Annotated in this window: 13 protein-coding genes and 2 tRNA genes; 1 reads left to right on the top strand and 14 read right to left on the bottom strand. The window is 71.3% G+C overall.

The window, feature by feature from the left end:
• Positions 1–7: 7 nt before the first annotated feature.
• The 3 genes from ABIC52_RS06105 to ABIC52_RS06095 all read right to left on the bottom strand — a co-directional run bounded on the left by ABIC52_RS06105 (position 8) and on the right by ABIC52_RS06095 (position 2438).
• A tRNA-Ile gene (locus tag ABIC52_RS06105) sits at positions 8–84 on the bottom strand.
• A 13-nt stretch (positions 85–97) separates the two neighbouring features.
• Positions 98–1309: a glycosyltransferase gene (locus ABIC52_RS06100; protein WP_354026868.1), complete on the bottom strand. Its 1212-nt coding sequence runs from the start codon at positions 1307–1309 to the stop codon at positions 98–100.
• 217 nt (positions 1310–1526) lie between these two features.
• Positions 1527–2438, bottom strand: a complete 912-nt coding sequence (locus tag ABIC52_RS06095; protein WP_174234721.1) for a DMT family transporter — start codon at positions 2436–2438, stop codon at positions 1527–1529.
• Positions 2439–2477: 39 nt separating this feature from the next.
• On the opposite strand from ABIC52_RS06095, the gene def reads away from it, so the two are divergent.
• On the top strand, positions 2478–3053 hold the full coding sequence (gene def, locus ABIC52_RS06090; protein WP_354026867.1) for a peptide deformylase: 576 nt from the start codon (positions 2478–2480) through the stop codon (positions 3051–3053).
• A 74-nt stretch (positions 3054–3127) separates the two neighbouring features.
• Here def and ABIC52_RS06085 read toward each other — a convergent pair whose 3' ends face one another.
• The 11 genes from ABIC52_RS06085 to dusB form a co-directional block, all read right to left on the bottom strand.
• Complete coding sequence (locus ABIC52_RS06085) at positions 3128–3658, bottom strand: hypothetical protein (protein ID WP_126891452.1); 531 nt, start codon at positions 3656–3658, stop codon at positions 3128–3130.
• Positions 3659–3794: 136 nt separating this feature from the next.
• Positions 3795–3867 (bottom strand) — tRNA-Asn (locus ABIC52_RS06080).
• Between the two features lie 139 nt (positions 3868–4006).
• Entirely contained in the window at positions 4007–5029 is a 1023-nt protein-coding gene (locus tag ABIC52_RS06075; RefSeq protein ID WP_126891453.1) for a D-isomer specific 2-hydroxyacid dehydrogenase family protein, read from the bottom strand.
• Positions 5026–5958: an ATP-binding cassette domain-containing protein gene (locus ABIC52_RS06070; protein ID WP_126891454.1), complete on the bottom strand. Its 933-nt coding sequence runs from the start codon at positions 5956–5958 to the stop codon at positions 5026–5028. The genes ABIC52_RS06075 and ABIC52_RS06070 overlap by 4 nt, the downstream gene beginning before the upstream one ends.
• Before the next feature lie 142 nt (positions 5959–6100).
• Positions 6101–7786 (bottom strand): ABC transporter ATP-binding protein, encoded by a 1686-nt coding sequence (locus ABIC52_RS06065; protein ID WP_126891455.1) that lies wholly within the window; start codon positions 7784–7786, stop codon positions 6101–6103.
• Positions 7783–8778, bottom strand: coding sequence for an ABC transporter permease (locus ABIC52_RS06060; RefSeq protein WP_126891456.1), 996 nt, complete (start codon positions 8776–8778; stop codon positions 7783–7785). The genes ABIC52_RS06065 and ABIC52_RS06060 overlap by 4 nt, the downstream gene beginning before the upstream one ends.
• Before the next feature lie 2 nt (positions 8779–8780).
• On the bottom strand, positions 8781–9887 hold the full coding sequence (locus ABIC52_RS06055; protein ID WP_209676864.1) for an ABC transporter permease: 1107 nt from the start codon (positions 9885–9887) through the stop codon (positions 8781–8783).
• Positions 9888–9971: 84 nt separating this feature from the next.
• Complete coding sequence (locus tag ABIC52_RS06050) at positions 9972–11588, bottom strand: ABC transporter substrate-binding protein (protein ID WP_354026866.1); 1617 nt, start codon at positions 11586–11588, stop codon at positions 9972–9974.
• A 670-nt stretch (positions 11589–12258) separates the two neighbouring features.
• Complete coding sequence (gene dnaG / locus ABIC52_RS06045) at positions 12259–14184, bottom strand: DNA primase (protein ID WP_209676859.1); 1926 nt, start codon at positions 14182–14184, stop codon at positions 12259–12261.
• 165 nt (positions 14185–14349) lie between these two features.
• A complete protein-coding gene (locus ABIC52_RS06040) occupies positions 14350–15639 on the bottom strand; it encodes a deoxyguanosinetriphosphate triphosphohydrolase (RefSeq protein ID WP_209676857.1) in 1290 nt (429 codons plus the stop codon).
• On the bottom strand, positions 15636–16808 hold the full coding sequence (gene dusB, locus ABIC52_RS06035; RefSeq protein ID WP_126891461.1) for a tRNA dihydrouridine synthase DusB: 1173 nt from the start codon (positions 16806–16808) through the stop codon (positions 15636–15638). Before dusB ends, ABIC52_RS06040 begins: the two co-directional genes overlap by 4 nt.
• Between the last annotated feature and the right edge of the window lie 37 nt (positions 16809–16845).

The following is a 16845-nucleotide window of genomic DNA, read 5'->3' as shown; positions in this document are numbered from 1 at the left end:
TCTGGCTTGGTAGGGCGGGCGGGACTTGAACCCGCGATCGTTCGGTTATGAGCCGAGTGCCTTGACCAGCTTGGCTACCGCCCCTCGTCGGGGACCGTCAGGCCACCGGCTCCCCACGATACAGCGACTCGAACGTCGCGAGCGTGCGGTTGATGTCGTGTGCCTCGATCATGGCCAGGCTGCGCTCCCGCATCGCCTGGTAGTCGGTGTCCGACGCCTGCAGCACCTGCGCGAGCTTCGCCGCGAGGTCCTGCACGTCCCCCGGGGTGAACAGGTACCCGTTGCCGTCGATCAGGTGCGGCAGCGCCATCGAGTCGGCGGCGACCACCGGCAGCCCGGACGCCATCGCCTCGAGCGACGAGATGCTCTGCAGCTCGGCCGTGGACGGCATCGCGAAGACGGTGCCGTTCGTGAGCGCCTGTCGCTTGGCCTCGTCGGAGACGAACCCGGCGAAGCGCACCCGGTCCTCGAGCCCGAGCTCCTGCACGAGGGCCTTCAGCTTCGGGATCATCTCGCCGCCACCGACGATGGTGAGCGTCGCGCGCAGCTCGCTCGGCAGCAGTGGGAGCGCGCGCACGAGCACGTCGAGGTTCTTCTCCGGCGCGACCCGGCCGACGAACACGATGTCGTTCCCCGCGGGGCGACCACTGCGGGCCGCGTACCGCGATGCGTCGATGCCGCAGGAGATCGCGAGGACCTGCTGCCCGGCGATGGCCTCGCGGAGGTAGTCCGCGGCCAGCACCGTCGGCGTCGTGATGGCGTCGGCCAGCCGGTAGGTCTTCGCGGCGTCGTTCCACGCGATCTTCAGCGCGATCGGCAGCGTGCGACGGCCGAACGGGACGTACTCGAGCAGGTTCTCGGGCATGAAGTGGTTGGTACCGACGATGCGGATGCCGCGCTCGTGGGCCTCCTGCACGATGCCACGCCCGATGACGAGGTGCGACTGGATGTGCAGCACGTCCGGCTGGACGGCGTCGAGGATCGGCCCCGTCCACTTCCGGACGCTCCACGGCCACACGAAGCGGAGCCAGGCGTGCCACGGCCACTTGTAGGACTTCAGGCGGTGCACGGTGAGCACGACACCGCGGTGCTCCTCGTCGAAGGTGCCGTGGTGGGCGCTCGAGGCGGGGGCGACGACGTGGACCTCGTGCCCACGCTCGGCGAGGCCGACGGCGAGCTGCTCGGCGAAGGTCGCGGCGCCGTTGACGTCCGGCGGGAAGGTGTCGGCCGCGATCATGACGCGCAGCGGCCGGGATCCGCCCGTCGCACCCGTCGACTCGGCGGTGGCGGTGGTGGCGTCCTCTGACACGGCTGGCGTCGTCCTCTCGTGGGCGGTTGCTGGTCGGGCCTCGACGGTACCGCACGGTCCCGAGCGCGCGCGTCAGCCTCGCGGACGACCGCCCGAGCCGACGGCGAACGACGCCAGCGTGCGCCGCCGGCGAGCGACGTCAGCGCGCGCCGGCTGCGGGCGACGTCAGCGCGCGCCGGCTGCGGGCGACGTCAGCGCGCGCCGGCGGCGGGCGACGTCAGCGCCGCGTCTCGGGGTGGTGCTTCGCGAGCAGGAAGACCCCGGTGATGGCGATGACCGCGGCGACGAGGAACCCGACCACCGCGATCCACGGCGCCCCGGCCGCCTCGCCGAGCACGATGACCCCGATGCCCACCGCCACGATCGGGTCGATGACGGTGAGCCCGGCGATCACCAGGTCGGCCGACCCACTCGAGTACGCGTTCTGCACGAAGTACCCGCCGAGCACCGCGGCGACGATCACCCCGACGACGGCGATCGCGGTCAGCCAGTCGAACGTGCCGTGCAGGAACCGGTTCAGCACGACCTTGGCCAGCGTCGCGACGAAGCCGTAGAGCACCCCGGCCACGACGATGTAGTACATGGCGCTCGCTCGCTTCGCCGCGAAGCGGAACGACAGGAAGACGGCCACCAGGACGATCGCCAGCACCACCAGGATCGTCACGAGCTGCTCGTGGGTGATCGCGCTCTCACGGCCGACCACGGCGGCGATGCCGACGAAGATCCCGACACCGATGATGCAGGTCCAGACCGCCCGTCGCGCCTGCTGCCCGAGCGGGACCCCGGAGGACCGTGACGAGAACCACGTGGTGATGACGAGCGCGACGGCGCCGAGCGGCTGCACCACGATGAGCGGGGCGTTCGTGATGCTGATGAGCTGGAGCACGACGGCCAGGCCGAGCATGAGCGTGCCGAGGACCCACCAGCCGCTGCCGAGCAGCCCGAGGACGTGCCGCACCGACAGCCCCTTCGACTGCCGTCCGAGCCGGGCCTCGACGCGCTGCACCCCGCGGCTCTGGAACTGCGCCCCGAGCGACAGGAAGACGGCGCCGACGAGCGCGACGGGGATCATCAGGGCCTGGAACGGTGTCAGGTTGACCGCGTCCGGGATCGGGAGGTCCGTCGTCACGCGATGAGGCTACCGGTCCTCGCCGGATAACCTGGGTGAATGCCCGTCCTCCCCATCCGCATCACCGGCGAACCCGTCCTCCACGAGCGCGCGACCGAGGTCACCGAGTTCGACGACGACCTCCGCGACCTGGTGCAGGACATGTACGAGACGATGGACCTGGCCCCCGGGGTCGGTCTCGCGGGTCCGCAGGTCGGGGTCGGCAAGCGGCTGTTCGTGTACTCGTGGACCGACGACGACGAGGTCCTGCACCGCGGGGTCGCCGTCAACCCGGTGCTCTGGACCACCCCGCCCGTGCCGGAGTCGGTCGAGGAGCTCGACGAGGACGAGGAGTCCGAGGGCTGCCTCTCGATCCCGGGCGAGCGCTTCCCGCTCCGCCGCGCCGAGGGCGTCCTGCTCCGCGCGGCCGACGAGCACGGCGAGCCCTTCGAGGTCGAGGCGCACGGGTGGCTCGCCCGCGTCTTCCAGCACGAGTACGACCACCTCGACGGCTACCTCTACGCGGACCGGCTCGTGCACCCGTACGGCAAGCAGGTCGCGAAGGCGATCCGCAAGAGCAGCTGGGGCGGGCCCGGCAAGTCCTGGCTGCCCGGACGCGACCACCCCGAGGGCTGACCACCCGAGCGGCTGCCGCGCACTCCGCGGGACCGGAACCGGCACCCGCACCGGCGTCGGCCTGGAGGCCCGGTTCAGCCCCGGTACGCCGTCAACGCCTCCTGCAGGCGGTCGCGGTCCGGGTGTCCCGGGCAGTACGCGACGAGTCCCGCTGCCAGGTCGGCCTGGTCCGGCGTCGTGACGCCGTCCCGCCACGGCGACGCCCCGCGCTCCGCGCAGGTCGCCGCGAGCTCCTCGAGCGTGGCGGCGCCGTCGGTCGCCCGGACCGCGGCCCGCTGCTGCGCCGACATCTCGGTGCCCGTGATGCGTTCGGCCCGGCAGTCGGTGCGCTCGGCCTCCCACACCGCGGCGTAGGTCGTGTACCGCTCGGCCGTGCCGTCGGCGTCGTCACCCGTCGCGTCGCTGCCGGAGCCACTGCTGCCGGCCGCGGCGTCGCTGCACACGAAGGCGAAGACGATCGGGGCGCTGCCCGTCGCGGAGACCTCGGACCGTGCTGCGGTGTCGAGCGAGTCCTCCGGCTCGGGCTGCCCGGTGGTGCAGGCGGTGAGCCCCGCCGCACCGAGGACGACGACCACCGCGGCGAGGGTTCGGCGCACGGTGATCACCTGTGAACGCTAACAGCTTGCGACCGGACGGCGCCTGCGAGCCAGCCGGAAGCCGAACAGGCGGACCCCGCTGGGTCGCCCCGGGAACGCGGAAGGCCCCCACCGCGAACGGTGGGGGCCTGTCTCGCTCTGCTTGCTCCCCGAGTTGGACTCGAACCAACAACCTGCCGGTTAACAGCCGGCTGCTCTGCCAATTGAGCTATCGAGGATCACTGTCCGCTGGCGAATGTCTTGCGAACAACGGGTAACAGCATAGCAGCACCCGGAGCCCGCTCCGCGCATCGGCCGCGCATCCCGGGCGCGCCGCGCGACGACCGTCTCCCCGATGGCCGCCGCGGCGGTCGGCGGTCAATACCCCGCGGCGGGGTCCACGACGCCGACGAACCCGTCCCCGGAGCCGTCCAGGAACGCGGCGGCGTTGGTGCGGACCCGCTCGGCCAGCAGCGGCGCCACCATGTCCGGGGTGTCCGCCTGGTGCGGCGTGATGACCGCACCCGGTTCGTCCCACAGCGGGTGCCCGTCGGGCAGCGGCTCCGGGTCGGTCACGTCGAGACCTGCGGCGGCGATGGTGCCCTCGCGCAGTGCCGTGACGAGCGCGTCGGTGTCGACCAGTCCCCCGCGGGCGATGTTCACCAGGCGCGCCGAGGGCTTCATCAGCGCGAAGCGGCGTGCGTCGAACAGCTTCGCGGTACCCGACGTCATGGCGGCCGCGACGACCACGACGTCGGCGTCGGGCAGGACCTCGTCGAGTTCCCCGGTCGTGACGGTGCGGTCCGCGCCCGGGACCGGGTCGGCCGCGCGGCGCACGACGGTGACGGACACCTCGAACGGTGCGACGAGCCGGATGTACTCGAGGGCGATCCCGCCGGCGCCGATCACGACGACGTTCCGCCCGTAGAGCGACACGCCGTCGGGCTCGGTCGCCCAGGACGTCGCCCGGGCGCGCTTCTGCAGCACCCGGAGCGTCGCGAGCGTCAGCGCGAGGGCGTGCTCGGCGACGGGCTCCGCGTAGGCCCCCTTGGCCGAGGTGAAGAGCACGCGGTCGCCGTGCTCCTGGATCAGGTGCGCGAAGGCGTCGACACCGGCGAACGGCAGCTGGACCCAGCCGACGCCCGGGGCATCGGCCAACGCGGCCTCGAGCCCGTCGGGGTCGCGCGCGTCGAGCCAGACGATCCCCCGCGTGTCCGCGTCGAGCGCACCGACCGTCCCGCCGGCGTCCCGGACGGCGTCCGCGTGCAGGTCGGCCGCGGTCGGCAGGATCGCGACCGGTCCGGCCGCGGGCGGGTCGACGGGCAGCGGTGCGCCGGCGTCCGTGACGACCGCGCGGTGTCCCCGTCCGCTCACCGTGTCGGCTGCGGTGCTGGTGCTCATGCGTTCTCCTGGCGGTCGGTACGGGATCCGGCTGCGGCCCCGACCGGACGACGGGGTGCGGACGAGCGGCGTGGCGCGCCCGTCGCGGAGCTGCGGCGCTTCACCGGGCGGGAGGCGGTCGCGGCGAGCGTCTGCACGTACGGGTCGACGGGGTTGTCGAGGACCTCGTCGAAGGTGCCGAGGCCGACCAGGCGGCTCTCCGCGAGCACGCCGACGCGGTCCGCGAGCGCCCGGGCCTCGCGGAGGTCGCTCGACACCACGACGGCGGAGAACTGTCGACCACGCTGCAGGTTCGTCAGCGCCTCGAGCACCGACTGGCGGACCAGGACGTCGACGCCGCGCGCCGGTTCGTCGGCGACGAGGAGCTGCGGCTCGAGGATCAGGGCACGCGCGAGGGCCACGCGCTGCCGCTGGCCGCTCGACAGCTCCCACGTGTTCAGACGCATGATGCCGAGCGGCAGGTGCACGGCGTCGACCAGCCGGGCGACCATCAGCCCGGCCTCCCGGCGGTCGAACCGACGGTCGCGCACGTAGATGGGTTCGGCGATCGCCTCGCCGACGGTCAGGTCGGGGCTCAGCCGGTCGGCGGCGTCCTGCGGGAGGTACCCGATCCGGCCGGTCAGCCGCTGCGCCTTGCGCGAGGACGGACGGAGCCCGCGGACCTGCTGCCCGAGCACGGTGAGCTCGCCGCCGACGATCTGCCGGCGGTGCGCCCCCTCGCCCTCGCCGGTGGCACCGAGCTGGCCGGCGATCGCGGCGGCGAAGGTGCTCTTGCCGGACCCGGACTCGCCGATGAGCGCGAGGATCTCGCCCTGGCGGACGGTCAGGCTGACCCCGTCGACCGCCCGGATCGACTCCGAGCCACGGACGCCCCGGTACTCGATCGAGACGTCGTCTGCGACGACCGCCGGGCCGTTCACCGCGATCATGGGTCCCCTTCCGCGCCGCCCCCTGGCGGCGGTGTCGCGACGGACCGGTGTCGCGTCGTCTGTGGTGCCGTGGAGGGGACCGGCCTGGAGGCGCGGCGTGCGTCGACGACGCGGGTCGCGCCTCCAGGCTGGTCGCGTCGGGTCAGGACCCGGCGTTCTCCAGTTCCACCAGCGTACGCCGTCGCTCGGCCTGTTCCGCCGGGTCCGGCACCGGCAGCGACGCGAGCAGACGCTGCGTGTAGGGGTGCTGCGGCGCGCCGAGGACCTCGGCCGTGGTGCCCGTCTCGACCAGGTCACCGCGGTAGAGCACGGCGATGCGGTCGGACAGCGCGCCGACCACGGCGAGGTCGTGGCTGATGAAGAGCGACGCGAAGCCGAGGTCCTGCTGCAGCTCGAGGAAGAGCTCCAGCACGCGGGCCTGCACCGACACGTCGAGCGCACTGGTCGGCTCGTCCGCGATGAGCAGCTTCGGGCGGAGTGCGATCGACCGCGCGAGCGACGCCCGCTGCCGCTGACCACCCGACAGCTCGTGCGGGTAGCGGTCGCCGTACGAGGCCGGCAGCTGCACCATCTCGAGCAGCTCGCCGACGCGCTTCCGGGCGGCCCGCGGGTTCGCGACCTCGCCGTGCACGACGAGCGGCTCGGCGACGCACTCGGCGATCGTGAGCAGCGGGTTGAACGAGGTCGCCGGGTCCTGGAACACGAACCCGATGTCCTTGCGGTGCCGCTTGAAGTCCCGCTCGCGGTACCCGAGCATCTCCGTCCCGAGCACGTTCAGCGAGCCGCCGGTGATGCGCGTCAGACCGGCGATCGCCCGGCCGATGGTGGTCTTCCCGGAGCCGGACTCCCCCACCAGGCCGAGGACCTCGCCCGGGCGGATGTCGAGGTCGACGCCCTTCACGGCCTTGAACGCGTGCGCGCCGAGGCGGCCGGGGTACTCGATCTCGAGCCCCTTCGCGCTGACGAGCGGTTCGACGTCGGTCGCGATCGCAGCACGACGGGCGGCGCCGGTGGACGCCTCGAGCCGGGGCACCGCGGCGAGCAGGCGCTTCGTGTAGTCGGCCTGCGGGGCCGCGAAGAGCTGCGCGACCGGGGCCTCCTCGACGACCTCGCCCTGGTACATCACGGCGACCCGGTCCGCCAGGTCGGCGACGACGCCCATGTTGTGCGTGATGATGACGATCGCCGCGCCGAACTCGTCGCGGCACCGGCGGAGCAGGTCGAGGATCTCGGCCTGCACCGTCACGTCGAGGGCGGTGGTCGGCTCGTCGGCGATGATGACGCTCGGCTCGAGGGCCAGCGCGCTCGCGATGACGACGCGCTGCTTCTGCCCGCCCGAGAACTGGTGCGGGTAGTGGTCGACACGGGTCTCCGGGTCGGGGATGCCGACGCGGCGCAGGTAGTCGATCGCCTTGGCGCGCGCCTCCTTCTTCGAGACGCCGCCGTGGGCGCGGAGGCCCTCGGCGATCTGCCACCCGACGGTGAAGACCGGGTTGAGGGCGGTCGACGGCTCCTGGAAGACCATCGCGCCCGCGGTACCGCGGAGCTCCCGGAGCTTCGCGGCGCCCACGCTGACGACGTCGGTGCCGTCGAGGTACACCGCGCCGCCGAGGGTCGCCGTCTCGGGCATCAGCCGGAGCATGCTCCGCGCCGTGACCGACTTGCCGGAGCCGGACTCGCCGACCAGGGCCAGGACCTCCCCCGGGCGGACGTCGAGGCTGACGCCCTTGACGGCGTCGACGGCGCCGTTGTCGGTGGCGAACGTGACGGTCAGGTCGTCGACGACGGCGACCGGCTCGTTCCGCGGGTCGGTGGTCGCGTCGGTCATGCCGTCGCCCCTTCCGTGCTGGCGGCCTGCTTGCGCGACACCAGCTGCTTCAGGCGGCGGCGTGCGCGGAGGCGCGGGTCGGAGATGTCGTTGAGGCTCTCGCCGATGAAGGTCACGCCGAGCACGAGCACCACGATGGCCACGCCGGGGAAGACACCGGTCCACCAGACACCCGAGGCGACGTCCGACAGCGCACGGCTGAGGTCGTAGCCCCACTCGGCACCGCTGGTCGGGCCGATGCCGAAGCCGAGGAAGCCGAGGCCGGCCAGGGTCAGGATCGCGTCGCTGGCGTTGAGCGTCAGGATGAGCGGCAGGCTGCGGGTCGAGTTCCGGAGCACGTGCCGGGTCATGATGCGCCAGGGGTTCGTGCCGAGGACACGCGCCGACTCGACGAACGCCTCGTTCTTCAGGCGGACGGCCTCGGCGCGGACGACCCGGAAGTACTGCGGCACGTAGACCACGGTGATCGAGATGGCCGCCGCGATGATGCCGCCGGAGTAGCTGGAGTTGCCGCCCGAGATGACGATCGACACGACGATCGCCAGGAGCAGCGACGGGAACGCGTAGATCGCGTCCGCCACGACCACGAGGATCCGGTCCAGCCAGCCACCGATGTAGCCGGAGACCATGCCGAGGATCACTCCGATGGTGATCGACACGACCACGGCGACGATGACGACGAGGACCGCCGTGCGAGCGCCGAAGACGACGCGGCTGAAGACGTCGAACCCACCGACCGTCGTGCCCCAGACGTGCTCGGGGCTCGGCGGCGCGGTGCGCGGGAAGCCCTGGCCGTCGGCACCCTGCAGCTGGCCGAACCCGTACGGGGCGATGAGCGGCGCGGCGATCGCGACGATCAGGTACAGGGCGCAGATGACCACGCCGGTGATGAGCATGGCGCGCTGCCAGCCGGTGCTCCTGCGGAGCTGGACCACCACGGGCAGCCGCTTCCAGAGCGGCTCGTGGCGGTCGACGAGCGAGGTGTCGGCCATCGCTAGAACCTCACTCTCGGGTCGATGAGCGCCGCGACGACGTCGACGACGAAGTTCGTCACCGCGACGATGACGGCGAGCATCGCGACGATGCCCTGCACCGCGACGAAGTCGCGGGCCGACAGGTACTGGTTGAGCTCGAAGCCGAGCCCGCGCCAGCCGAAGGTGGTCTCGGTGAGGACCGACCCACCCAGCAGCATCGCGATCTGCAGACCCATCACGGTGATGATCGGGACCAGCGCCGGACGGAAGGCGTGGGTCCGGACGAGCCGCGCCTCCCGGACGCCGCGCGAGCGGGCCGCGTCGACGTACTCGGAACCGAGCGTGCCGATCATGTTGGCGCGCACCAGCCGCAGGAAGATGCCGGCGGTGAGCAGGCCGAGCGTCAGTGCGGGCAGGACCGCGTGCGACAGGACGTCGCCGATGACCTGCGCGTTGCCGGTCCGGAGCGCGTCGATGATGTAGATGCCGGACGCGCCGGGGATGTTGTCGAGGATGAGCGACACCCGCGTCGACGCACGGTCGCCGAGCGGGAGCCAGCCGAGCCAGACCGAGAAGACGAGCTTCAGGAGCAGACCACCGAAGAACACCGGCGTCGCGTACGTCAGGATCGCGAGCGCCCGGAAGAGCACGTCCGGCCACTTGTCGCGGACGTACGCCGCGAGCATGCCGAGCGGGATGCCGAGCACCAGCGCGACGATGAGCGCGTAGAAGACGAGCTCCGCGGTCGCACCGCCGTACGTGACGATGATCTCGGTGATCGGCCGGTTGTCGGTCGACGTCGTCCCGAAGTCACCGCGGACGATGTTGCCGAGGTACTCGAGGTACTGGACGACCACCGGGCGGTCGTACCCGGCGGCGTGCAGGCGTTCCTGCAGCTGCGTCGGCGTGAGCCGGCCGCCGACCGACGCGGTGATCGGGTTCCCGATGACGCGCATCAGGAAGAAGACGAGGGTCACCAGGATGAAGACCGTCGGGAAGATGAGGAGGAAGCGGACCAGGATGTACCGGCCGAGTCCGCCGCCCTGCCCGCGGGCACGTCGCTGTGCCTGGGGCTTGGTGGGGTCGGTGGCCAGCTCCGGTGTCGCCTCGGGGGTGCTGAGGGTCACGGGGACGGGTGCCTTTCGGTGCCGTTCGGGACGCGGTCACGGGGGCGCTCCTCCTGGGAACGCCCCCGTGGGCCGACGCCGGTGTTACTTGGAGAGGGTCGCGTAGCGGAACTTGTACGAGGAGTCGAGGGTCAGGCCCTTGACGTCCTTGCCCGCGACCGCGACGGACTTGCCCTGCAGGAGCGGCAGTGTCGAGATCTGCGATGCCTCGCGCTCCTGTGCCTGCTTGATCAGGTCGGCACGCTTGTCCTTGTCGGACTCCTGCTGCTCCTCGGAGATGAGCTTCTGGATCTCCGCGTCGTCGTAGTGGTTCTGCACGAAGTTGTCCTTCGTGAAGAACGGCGACAGGTAGTTGTCGGCGTCCGAGAAGTCCGGGAACCAGCCGAGCTGGTACACCGGGTAGGCGTCCTTGGTGCGCTCCTGGGCGTAGGTCGTGTAGACCGTCGACTGGATGTTCACGGTGAACAGGCCCGAGTTCTCGAGCTGCGTCTTGAGCTCGGCGTACTCGTCGTCCGAGGTCGATCCGTAGTGGTCCGGCGCGTACTGGATGTCGAGCTGCACCTTGCCGGACACGCCCGCCTTCGACAGGGTCTCCTTCGCCTTGTCGACGTCGGGGCCGCCGCTGCCGTTGCCGTACATCTCCTCGAAGGGCTTCGCGGCACCCGTCAGTCCGTCCGGCACCATCGAGTAGAGCGGCGAGTACGTGTTGTTGTACACGTCCTTCGCGATCTTCTCGCGGTCGACGACGTCCGCGACGGCCTCGCGCACGGCCAGGGCCTTCGCCTCGTCCGCGTCGGACTGGCTCGCGCCGAACGGCTGCGTGTTGAAGTTGAAGACCAGGTAGCGGATCTCGCCGCCGGGGCCGTCGTACACCTCGACGGAGTCGTCCTTGCGGAGGTCCGAGATGTCGGTCGGCGTCAGCGAGCGGTACGCCACGTCGACGTCGCCCTTCTGCACGGCGAGCTTGAGGTCGGTCTCCTTGGTGTAGTAGCTGGCGGTGACCGCGTCGGTCTTCGCCTTGCCCAGGAGCCCGTCGTAGTTCGGGTTCGCCTTGTACTGGATCGTGTCGTTCTCCTTGTACGAGGTGATCTCGTACTGCCCGGCGAACGCGTTGCCCTTGACGATGTCCGCCGCCGGCGTGAGCTTGTCGGCGGAGAAGACCTGCTCGTCGACGATCGGACCGGCGGGGCTCGAGAGCACCTGCGGCCAGGTCTGGTCGGCGTGGTCGAGGTTGAACACGACCGTGGTGTCGTCCGGGGTCTCGATGCTCTTGAGGTTGGCGAGCAGGGACTGCGGGCCGTTCTCGTTGTTGATCTTCAGCTCGCGCTCGAACGAGAACTTCACGTCGCTCGAGGTCAGGTCGTGACCGTTCGCGAACTTCAGCCCGCTCTTGAGCTTCACCGTGTACGTGGTGTCGTTCGTGAACTCGCCGCTCTCGGCGATGTCCGGCTTGACGTCGGGGCTGCCGACCGGGGTGTTCATCAGGAAGGGGAACACCTGGTTCTGGACGGCGAAGGAGCCGTTGTCGTAGGACCCGGCCGGGTCGAGGGACGTGACCTTGTCGGTCGTCCCGATGCTCAGGCCGTTCAGTTCGGTGTCGGAGACGCTGCTGCTCGCGCAGCCGGTGAGCACCAGCGCCGTCGCTGCCACTCCGGCGCCGAGCGCGATGCCGCGCCTACCCCACTTGGTCACGGATGCCATGTCCGCTCTCTCTCTTGTTGGTTCGCAAGGGGTTCGCGGCGGGCGGTGGTTCGACTGTGAGGCCCGCCGGGAACGCTCATTGGTACCACCCTGACACGGAACTCCACGATTCGAGGGACATTTGTTTACACCCTTGTAATGCGCGATCGCGTTGCGTGACGCATGATGCGCGCGTCACCGTGCGGCGTGTCGCGCAGGAATGTTGCGTGGTGCAACGCCGGCGTCCCCGGGCGAGCCGCGGCCGGCTGTCGGGCGGGGTGCGGCTCGACCCGGGGTGCGCCGAGCGGGCAAGATCCGTCACGCTCGACGCCTCCGCCCGACGCCTTGCACCCGCGCGCCGGCACGCACGCGGCGTGTCCTGCCCGCTCAGCACCCGAACGCCGCGGCGGGCTACCGGTCGCCGAGCGGGCTGTCGGGCGGGGTGCGGGCCGCCGAGCGGGCGAGATCTGTCACGCTCGACCTCCCCGGCCGACACGTCCCACCCGCCCGACGTCACACGCTCGGCATGTCCTGCCCGCTCGGCGCCCGTCGGTGGCGCTCGCGTCCTGGTCGTACGACTTGCCGCTCAGTTCGAGTCGCGACGACGAGTCGTGCAACCAGATCGACCGCACACGGCAAGTCGCGCGACCGTGAGGGCCAGCACGATCGGCCGGGCGACGACCCGCGGCACTCAGCCCTGCGCTGCCGCCTCGGCGTCGGCGCGGAGTCGCATCCGCTGGGCGTCGATGTCGACGAGCTGGCGCTGGATCTCCGAGCGTCGGTCAGCCTGCTCGTAGGGGTCGGCGCGCTGCAACTGCCCGAGCAGCGACGCCTTGCGGGCGAGCAGGTCACGCTCGACCAGGGCCACGACGATGCTCCGTGCGTACAGCGCGAGGTCCTCGTCGGTGCGCGCGGGGATCGGCGCGAGTGCGAGCTCCTGCACGAGACCGCGGAACGGCGCCGGCACGTCCTGGAGCAGCCGGTCGAGCCAGTTGGCCGCACCGATGGAGTCGAGGTTCGCCACGACGGCGTCCCGCACCACGGACAGCATCGGTGCCGAGAAGGTCGCCCCGGCCGCGAGCCCGAGCAACGGCACGCCGACGTGCACCGGTTGCTGCACCATCGCCATCACGGCGTCCCGCTCCATGCGGGTGATCGGGTCGTTCGGCAGGAGCCGGATCCCGGCCACGGGTTCCTCGGGTGGGGCGACCAGCTCGCCGCCCGGACCTGCCTGCCCGACGGGGACGGAACTGTGCGTCCGGTCGGACTGTGTCGCCCCTGAACGTTGGCGTGCGGCGTCGACCGCTCGACGCACCTCGGGGATGTCGACCCCGAGCCACTTCGCGGTCTCCCGGACGTACGCGCTGGCGAGGGTGCGGTCGCGGATCCCGGCGACGACGGGTGCGGCGTCACGCAGTCCGGACACCCGCCCCTCCGCCGTCTCGATGTCGTGCGCGGCGAGACGACGTCGAATGATGAACTCGAACATCGGTCGCTTCGACTCGATCAGCCGCTCGACGGCGGCGTCACCCCGTGCCAGCCGGAGGTCGCACGGGTCGAGGCCACCGGGCGCGACCGCCACGTAGGTCTGGGACGCGAACCGGCTCTCCTCGGCGAAGGCTCGGGCGGCAGCGCGCTGCCCGGCCTCGTCCGGGTCGAAGGTGAAGACGATGTCGCCGAGCTGCGAGAGGTGGGCGTTCGCGGAGTCCCCCAGCATCGGCCGGAGCACCTTGATGTGGTCGACTCCGAACGAGGTCCCGCACGTCGCGACCGCGGTGGTCACGCCGGCGAGGTGGCACGCCATCACGTCGGTGTACCCCTCGACGATCACGACCTGCTTGCCCTTCGCGATGTCCTTCCGGGCGAGGTCGAGTCCGTAGAGCACCTGGCTCTTGTGGTAGATCGGCGTCTCCGGGGTGTTGAGGTACTTCGGGCCCTTGTCGTCGTCGAGCAGCCGGCGCGCGCCGAACCCGATCGTCGCGCCGGTGACGTCGCGGATCGGCCACACGAGCCGGCCGCGGAACCGGTCGTACGGCGAGCGGTCGCCCTGGCCCGCGAGCCCCGCCGCGAGGATCTCGTCCATCGAGAAGCCGCGGCTGCGCAGGTGCTCGCGCGTGGCGTCGTACGACTGCGGGGCAAACCCCACACCGAAGTGCTGTGCCGCCGCAGGGTCGAAGCCGCGCTCCCCCAGGAATCGTCGTGCCGGTTCGGCCGCCGCCGAGGTGAGCTGCGACTGGTAGAACTCGAGCGCTGCCTCGTTCGCGGCGATCAGCCGAGCGCGCTGGTTGTAGTCGGTGCGGGGACCGTCGCCCTCTTCGTAGTGGAGCGTGAAGCCGATCTTCGCGGCCATCCGCTCGACGGCTTCCTGGAAGGTGGTGTGGTCCATCTTGATGATGAACTCGAAGACGTCGCCGTCCTCGCCGCACCCGAAGCAGTGGTACCGGCCGACCTGCGGGCGCACGTGGAAGGACGGGGAACGCTCGTCGTGGAACGGGCAGAGCCCCTTGAGCGATCCGACGCCCGCCGACTTCAGCGTGACGTGGTCACCGACGACATCCGCGATGTTGACACGCGAGCGGACCTCGTCGATGTCGTTCCGCGCGATCCTGCCAGCCACCCCTCGATCCTAGTTCGTGCGGCTGGCACCGGAGGACGGCCCGCGTCCGCCTGTGGAGAGCACCCCGGCCGGGAGGCGCGGTGCATGACCAGCAGGCGTCCCACCTCGGTCGGTGGTCACGTCGACACGCGCGGCGGCCGGGCCGTCCCGCGCGAGACACCGGGCTCACACCGCGATGTGCGTCGTCTCCCGGTCTCCCACCACGAGCCGCTTGTGCCACGCCAACGCCCCCTGGTCGGTCAGGCTCGCGACCTGGTCGACCACGGCACGGAGCCGCCCGGCATCGTCGGACGCCGCACGCCAGTCCGCCGCGAACCCCGGCTCGAGATCGGCACTGCCCGTCGCCGCGAGTGCGTCGAGGAGCTCGGTGAGCACCCGCCGCTGGTCCTCGTACACGGGCTGACGGTCACCCTGGGTCATCACGAACGCGGCGACGATGCCCTTGAGCACCGCGATCTCCCCGATGATCTCCGGCGGGGTCACGACCGAGGCGGCGAAGCGGACGAGCGACCCCGACGCGTAGGACTCACGCGTCGCCGCGGTCGCCGTCCGGGCGAACCGGCCGATCAGCTGCGAGGTGAGGTTCTTCAGTCGCGCCATGTCCCGGCGCGATCCGTCGTACGAGGTCATCCACAGCGGCAGCGACCGGAGCCGGTCGAACGCCTCGAGCAGCTCGTCGCGGCTGAGGTCCGACCCGACCCAGGCGTGCATGGCGGTCACGATGTCGTTCTCGCCGACCCGGTCGCCGAGCGCCGCCACGTCGATGAAGCCCGCGACGACGGCGTCCTCGAAGTCGTGCACCGAGTAGGCGATGTCGTCGGACAGGTCCATGACCTGTGCCTCGATGCACCGCTGCCGACGGGGAGCCCCGTGACGGAGCCACTCGAAGGCGTCGTGGTCGTCGTCGTAGAAGCCGAACTTCGTCCGACCGGAGGACGCCTCGGCGACGCCCTGCGCCGCCGGCCACGGGTACTTGCAGCTCGCGTCGAGCGACGCTCGTGTCAGGTTGAGGCCGTACGGCCGGTCGTCGTCGGGTCCGTCGCCGTAGACCTTCGGCTCGAGGCGGGTCAGCAGTCGCAGGGTCTGCGCGTTGCCCTCGAACCCGCCGATGTCCGCAGCCCAGGCGTTCACCGCGGTCTCGCCGTTGTGCCCGAACGGCGGGTGCCCGATGTCGTGCGCCAGGCAGGCCGTGTCGACGACGTCGGGGTCGAGCCCGAGCGAGTCCGCGAGCTCGCGCCCGACCTGCGCGACCTCGAGCGAGTGCGTCAGGCGGTTGCGGGCGAAGTCGAGTCCGGTCGTCGGACTGAGCACCTGGGTCTTCGCGGCCAGACGCCGGAGTGCGCTCGAGTGCAGCAGACGAGCACGGTCGCGGGCGAAGTCGGACCGGCGGTTGCCGTGGGTCTCGGGCAGCCAGCGCTCGGCGTCGGCGGGCCCGTACGAGGCGGTGGCGCTCATCCGCCGCTGTGGTGCAGCTCGGCGGCGGCGAGGACCTTGCGGAACTCGGCGTCGACGTCACGTGACTCGAGCCAGCGGTCCGGCAGTGCCGTGCGCTTCGGGTGTCCGGCGCGGCCACGCGGGCCCTCGACGTCGGCACCCGGGTACGGCGCCGACCAGTCGAGCTGCCCGAGCAAGTCGTCGATCTCCTGCAGGCTCGACGCCATCGAGAGCGCCGAGCGGACGTCGCCGCCGATCGGGTACCCCTTGAAGTACCAGGACACGTGCTTCCGGGCGTCGCGGCACCCGTGGTCCTCGGACCCGAAGAACTCGACGAGCAGCTCGGTGTGCCGACGGAACGCGATCGCGACGTCGCCGAGTGAGGGCATCGCGCGGACGTCCTCACCCCGGAACGCCGCCGCCAGGTCGCCGAACAACCACGGACGACCCAGGCACCCGCGGCCGACCACGACACCGTCGCAGCCGGTCTCGTCGACCATCCGCAGGGCGTCCGCGGCGGACCAGATGTCGCCGTTGCCGAGCACGGGGATGTCGGTGACGGCTTCCTTCAGGGTCGCGATCGCCGACCAGTCCGCGTGGCCCGAGTAGTGCTCGTTCGCGGTGCGGGCATGCAGCGAGATCGCCGCGACCCCGGCGTCGCGGGCGATGCGCGCCGCGTCGAGGTAGGTCAGGTGGTCGGCGTCGATGCCCTTGCGCATCTTCACCGTGACCGGGACGTCACCGGCGGCCTTGACGGTCTTCTCGACGAGGTCCTTGAAGAGGTCGGTCTTCCACGGCAGGGCCGCTCCCCCGCCCTTCCGCGTGACCTTGGGCACCGGGCACCCGAAGTTGAGGTCGATGTGGTCGGCGCGGTCCTCGCCCACCAGGATCGTCGCGGCCTCGGCCACGGTGTTCGGCTCGACGCCGTACAGCTGGATCGACCGCGGGGTCTCCGACTCGTGGTGCTGGATGAGCTGCATCGACACGGGTGTGCGTTCGACCAGCGCCCGCGAGGTGATCATCTCGCAGACGTAGAGACCAGCGCCGTACTCGCGGCAGAGCCGGCGGTAGGCCATGTTCGTGATGCCCGCCATCGGGGCGAGCACGACCGGCGCCTCGACCTCGATGGGGCCGATGCGCAGGGGCTTCGCCGTGCGGGGCGCCGTGCTGGGCGTGTCGGTGATCGTCATACGTGCTCCATTCTCCCATGCCGGTTCCGCGCCGGTA

It is taken from the genome of Curtobacterium oceanosedimentum (genome assembly GCF_040545555.1).
In the GTDB taxonomy this organism is placed as follows: Bacteria; Actinomycetota; Actinomycetes; order Actinomycetales; family Microbacteriaceae; genus Curtobacterium.
This window is presented reverse-complemented; position numbering and strand designations above follow the sequence as displayed.